The sequence below is a fragment of the Asticcacaulis sp. genome (genome assembly GCF_027484505.1).
Taxonomy (GTDB): Bacteria; Pseudomonadota; Alphaproteobacteria; order Caulobacterales; family Caulobacteraceae; genus Asticcacaulis.
In genome coordinates this window covers 1-5687 of the sequence record NZ_JAIXSV010000083.1, presented here as the reverse complement: position 1 = coordinate 5687, position 5687 = coordinate 1, and the positions used below count along the sequence as shown (strand labels likewise).

At 61.8% G+C, this 5687-nt stretch carries 3 protein-coding genes; all 3 read left to right on the top strand.

From position 1 onward, the window contains the following. Positions 1 to 302: 302 nt before the first annotated feature. Positions 303 to 2849: a TonB-dependent receptor gene (locus Q0072_RS04820; protein ID WP_298326496.1), complete on the top strand. Its 2547-nt coding sequence runs from the start codon at positions 303 to 305 to the stop codon at positions 2847 to 2849. Positions 2850 to 3106: 257 nt separating this feature from the next. Continuing rightward, a complete protein-coding gene (locus Q0072_RS04815; protein ID WP_298326493.1) occupies positions 3107 to 4813 on the top strand; it encodes an alkaline phosphatase D family protein in 1707 nt (568 codons plus the stop codon). Positions 4814 to 4894: 81 nt separating this feature from the next. Then, on the top strand, positions 4895 to 5416 hold the full coding sequence (locus Q0072_RS04810) for a DUF1993 family protein (protein WP_298326490.1): 522 nt from the start codon (positions 4895 to 4897) through the stop codon (positions 5414 to 5416). Positions 5417 to 5687: the final 271 nt, after the last annotated feature.

Here is a 5687-nt window from a genome sequence, read left to right as displayed (position 1 = left end):
AGGGTCGATTTGAAGACGTGACGCATGGCGGGCTCCTTTAAGAGAATGATCTGCGGTAAGCGTAACTATAAGAGTTACGGTTTCGACTGACAAGAGGGGGACGCGAAAAAATAACGAGATTACCTAATACGACTCGTTGGCGCACAGGTTCACAGTTTCGCCCGGAATTGTCGCTTTTACGTGACAGGACGCAGCAATCGGCAAGAAGGGGGCGTAATTGTGACGGCTGCAACCTTACTGTCATAAGCTTTGGTTAAGCGATGGATGTTCTGTCTTAATCCTCCAGCCAAAGGAAGCCGTCCATGACCGTCCTGCGCCTTGCCTCCGTTTCCGTTGTGGCTCTGTTGCTGGCTGCGCCGGCTCTGGCCCAGATCCAGACCCAGACCCAGACCCAGACACAAACAACGCGTGGCTCCGATGAGGCCAGCGTGCCGGAAATCGTGGTGACGCTGCAAAAGCGCGAGCAGAAGCTGCTCAATGTCCCGGCGGCGGTGACGGGCCTCAGTGCGTCCTTCCTGACCGATGTCGGCGTTACCGATTTTGCCGAACTGTCGCTGTTTGTGCCGGGCTTTGAGGTGCAGGATCAGTCGCCGAACAATCCCGGTTTTGTGATGCGCGGCATCACCTCCGATTCGGGTGCGGCGACCGGCGAAGCGCGCGTCTCGGTGTTTCAGGACGGTGTGTCGATCTCGCGCTCACGCGGGGCCTATGTCGAACTGTTCGATCTCGATCGCGTCGAGGTTGCCAAGGGGCCCCAATCGACCCTGTTCGGGCGTGGCGCTCTGATCGGGGCGGTCAATATCATTCAGGCCAAGGCCAAGCCGATGCTGGACGGCAAGGCGGCCATCAGCGTGGGCGACTATAATTACCGTATGGTCGATGCCATGGTGAACGTGCCGCTCAGCGACACGCTGGCCGTGCGCCTGTCGGGCCGCACCAAGCACCGCGACGGCTATACCGAAAACCGGCTGGGGGGCGAGGACTTCAACGGTCTGGGCAGCGATGCCCTGCGCTTTACCGCCGCCTGGCGTCCGACAGAGACCCTGCGTTTCGACCTGATCACCAACTATCAGAAGGATTCGACGCCGGGCACGGGCTTCAAGTCGGGCACCTTTACCCCGACCGACCCGAAGACAGGGGCCGTGATCGGCGACCTGTCGCCGACCTCCGGCGCGGCTCTGGCCAACGGGGCGGGGTTCAAGAACCGCGATCTGGGTCTGGAGCGCACCGTCACCGGCACCACGCTTCTGGGCGAATGGCGTCTGTCGGACGCCTATCGCCTGTCGTCGATCAGCGCCTATCGCCGCTTCTCGGCTTCGGAGGTGTTTGACGCCGACGGCATGTCGCTGCCGCTGCTGGCCATCGCCGAAGACGCCAGAGGCAAGCAGTGGTCACAGGAATTGCGCCTCAACTACGACGCCGGCGGGGCGGTGTCGTGGTTTGCGGGCCTGAGCTATTTCAAGGAAGAGGCCTCGACCGCCGTACCCATGCAGATCAATGAGCGTCTGGCCGGTCTGTTCCTCGGCAACGCTCTGGCGCGCCCGACGCCGCAATCGCCCGCGGTTCTTGACGCGACGGCCAATGCCGCTTTCGGCGTACTGTCGCCCTATGTGCTGACCAACCACCGCGAATCCTCGACGAATTTCGGTAAAACGGAGTCGGTGGACGCCTATGCGGATCTCACCTGGCGCGTCACCCCCAAGCTCGAACTGAGTGCGGGCGTGCGCTATACGCAGGACGATAAGGTGTCGGGCTATGCCGCCTCGGTGGAAAACCCCTCGGCTCTGGCAGCGGCGTCCAGCCTGACCCCGGTCATCACCGCTAATGTTCAGGCGCAGGTGACGCAACTGGTCACGCAGTACGTCACCGCGACCGGCACGATGCCGTCGCAGGCGCAGATCAACACGTGGACGGCGCAGGTAACGCCGCTGGTCGTGCAGGCCGTCGTCGCCGGTATGCCGCCGGTCGGCATCTTCAAACAGCCGACGCCGGGCAATGGCAACCGCATCGATCAGAGCTTCTCGGACGACGGTGTCACCTACCGTCTGGTGGCGCGCTATGCCTTCAGCGATACGGTCAACGCCTACGTCTCGGCGGCGCGCGGGCGTCAGCCCAAGGTGCTCAGCGGCGATTCGGGCAGCACGCCGCTGGCCGCGCCGAAGTTTACCTATGCCGACGCCGAAACCGTCGATAGCCTTGAACTGGGTCTGAAGACGCGCCTGCTGGACGGTCGTCTGAGCTGGGATACGGCGGTCTATGGCTATAAGTACGAGAACTTCCAGACGCAGGTGGCGACCCAGAGCGGCGGCCTGATCACGGTCAGCGCCGGGGAAGCCGATGCCTATGGCCTTGAAACCCAGGCCTATTACCGCCTGACGCCGGGGGCCGACCTGTTTGTCACCTATGCTTACAGCCACGCCCGCTTCGGCAACGGCCTTTATGAAGGCAACCGCTTCCGTTTGAACCCCGACCACAGCCTGTCTCTGGGCGGGCGCTTCAAGTTCAGCACGCAAAACGCCCGCTTCTGGTTCACCCCGACCTATACCTGGCAGTCGGAAATCGTCTTTGACGACAATAACGACCTGCCGAAGTATCAGCCTGCCGTGGCGGGCCTGCGTCCGGTGGCCGACACCAAGCAGGACGAGAAGCAGGACGCCTATGGCCTCCTGAACCTGCGCCTCGGCTACGCACGGCTGAACGCCCCGTGGTCGCTCGAAGTCTACGCCGACAACGTCACCGACGAGGCCTATATCAAGGACGCGGGCAATACGGGTGACAATCTCGGTATCGCCACCTTCATCGCCGGTGAACCGCGCATGGTTGGCGTGACACTGCGCATCAATTACTGACTTCTCTCCTCCCTGCGGCTTTGCCGTGGGGAGGTGCCGAGCTTGCGAGGCGGAGGGGGGCGACGCGGCGCTTAACACACGCGTTATTGTTGAAGCTCACGCACTGGACTCCCCGCGCCTGCCAGTTGATAGCGTATCAATTCAGATGCCTTCGCCATGTGGATAAGTCTGTGAACAAAACTGTCACGCAGGCGCAATAACCCTGTCACCGAAGCGGCTTATGGCCGGTCCTGTACGCACGGCAGGGGACGGCACAGATGAGCGCGACGTATAAGGTAAGCCGCCGCAAGGCACTGATGGCCTTCGGTCTGATGGGGGCGGCTCCGGCCGTCTCCGGGTCCGGTCAGGCGCCGATCAAGGGCGCGCACTTTGCGCACGGCGTGGCGGCGGGCGACCCCTTGAGCGACCGCCTGATCCTGTGGACGCGCGTGTCGGGCCTTGAGGCCGCCACCGAAGTCGTGTGGCAGATCGCCGAACAGGCCGATTTCCGCAAGCTGAGCGGCACGGGGCGTGTCATCACCGACGCCGGGCGCGACTATACGGTCAAGGTCGATGCGTCGGGTCTCAAACCGGCCCAGACCTATTATTACCGCTTCGTCTGTCAGGGCGTGATCTCACCCGTCGGTCAGGCCAAAACTCTGCCGATGCAGACCGATCGCGTCGTTCTGGCGGTGGCCTCGTGCTCCCTGTTTTCCAACGGCTATTTCAACGCCTATCGCGCCATTGCCGATCTGAAAGAGGTCGATGCCGTCCTGCACCTCGGCGACTACATCTACGAATACGGCGCGGGCCTGAATGATTATGGCATGGGCAATGGCCGCCTGCTGGGCCGGATTCCTGAGCCGCCGCACGAGATCGTGTCGCTGGCCGATTACCGCACCCGTCACGCGCAGTACAAGGCCGACGCCGACCTTCAGGCGGCGCACGCCCGCGCGGCATGGATCTGCGTCTTTGATGACCACGAAATGTGCAACGACCCGTGGATGCACGGGGCCGAAAACCATCAGCCGGCGACCGAAGGCGACTTTGATGTGCGTAAGGCCGCCGCGCTGAAGGCCTATCGCGAATGGATGCCCATTCGTGACCCGCAGCCGGGTATGCTATCCGAAGCCATCTACCGCTCCTTCCGTTTTGGGCAACTGGCCGAGCTGTTCATGACCGAGACGCGCTTTTTGGGGCGCACAAAGCAGCTCGACTACCAGACCGATCTCAAGCGCGATGCGGCGGGCAAGGCCGATTACGCGGCCTTCCGTGCCGAACTGAACGCGCCGTCGCGCGAACTGCTGGGGGCCACGCAGCGTCAGTGGCTTCAGACGGGTCTGAAGGCCTCGGTGGCCGATGGCGTGCGCTGGCAGGTGTTCGGCAATCAGGTGGTGATGGCCAAGGTCAAGGGCCCGGACCTCAAGGCGCTGTACGGTGAGGAACGCATTGCAGGCATGCTGAAGATGCTGCCGCCCAATGTGGCGGGTGTTATCGGGCCGATGATCGACCTGTTCAGCCAGAGCGAAGACCCTCTGCCGCTCAATCTCGACGCCTGGGACGGTTATCCGGCCGAACGCGAGCGTCTCTATGGCCTGATCCGCGAGGCCAAGGCGCGTGCCGTCGTGCTGTCGGGCGACAGCCATCAGGCCTGGGCCAACCAACTGCACGACGCCAAAGGTGAGCGCGTGGCGGTCGAACTGGGCGTCACGGCGATTTCGAGCCCGACCGTGTGGTTCGATCACCTGCTGCCCAATTTCAGCCTCGCCAAAGTGCTGGCCGATCAGAATGACGAAGTGCTGGCCGCCTCGACCGACCGCAACGGCTTCGTGCGCCTGACCCTGACGCCGGAAACGGCGACGGGCGAGTGGGTGTCGGTTTCGACCATCACCGCGCGCGACTATCAGATCACGGTCGATGGCACCTTCGCCGCCGAGGCCGAGGCCGATCGCGTCGGGCCGCTGAAGGTGATTTCTGTTGTCTGATATCAGCTTCGGGCTTGATTGTAGTCAGTCCCTGCCCATCTGGGGTGAAGTGCCGCACCGGGCACCCCTAAGAGACTGTCCATGACCCAGATACCGCCTGTTTCGATCTATTCGATGACCGTGCCCGTTCTCATCAACGCGATGAAGAACCTGACCCATATCCTCAGCAAGGCCGAGGCCTTCGCCGAAGCCAAAAAGATCGACCCGTCGGTGGTCATCGAAGCGCGTCTGGCGCTCGATATGCACCCGCTGCGCCGTCAGATTCAGTCGGTGTCGGATACAGCCAAAGGGGCCGTGGCGCGCCTGACCGGCACGGAGATCCCGTCCATGGCCGATACCGAGACGACCTTTTCTGAGCTGAAAGACCGTCTGGCTAAGACCATTGCCTATATCGAATCCGTCGATCCGGCTCTGTTTGACGGTGCCGAAAGCCGCGACGTGGTGCTGAAACTGCCGAACCGCGAAATTCCCTTTACGGGCTACAGCTATGTGGTCGGCTTCGTCATTCCCAACCTGTTCTTCCACGTGACGACCGCCTACGCCATCCTGCGCCATTATGGTGTCGAACTGGGCAAGACGGACTATCTGCGCGGCGGGTTGTAAGCACACTTGCCACCCTGCGGGGATGAGTTTAGCCTCCTGTTTTAATAACGGGGGGCTTTTCTATGAAATGGGCTATCATTCCTTTAGCGGTTTTCGGCCTGTGTCTGGCTACGCCTACGGTGCGCGCAGAAGAGACGCCGCAGTCTCATTTTCTAGAGCGAAATGATTTTAGGTTGAAGCATATCCTGAGTTCGTGAAGTAGTTTGCGCATTCGTGTGGAGGAAAGAAGTCAATGAGTTTGCCGATCTTTCTCCAGACGTTTTCCTTGGTT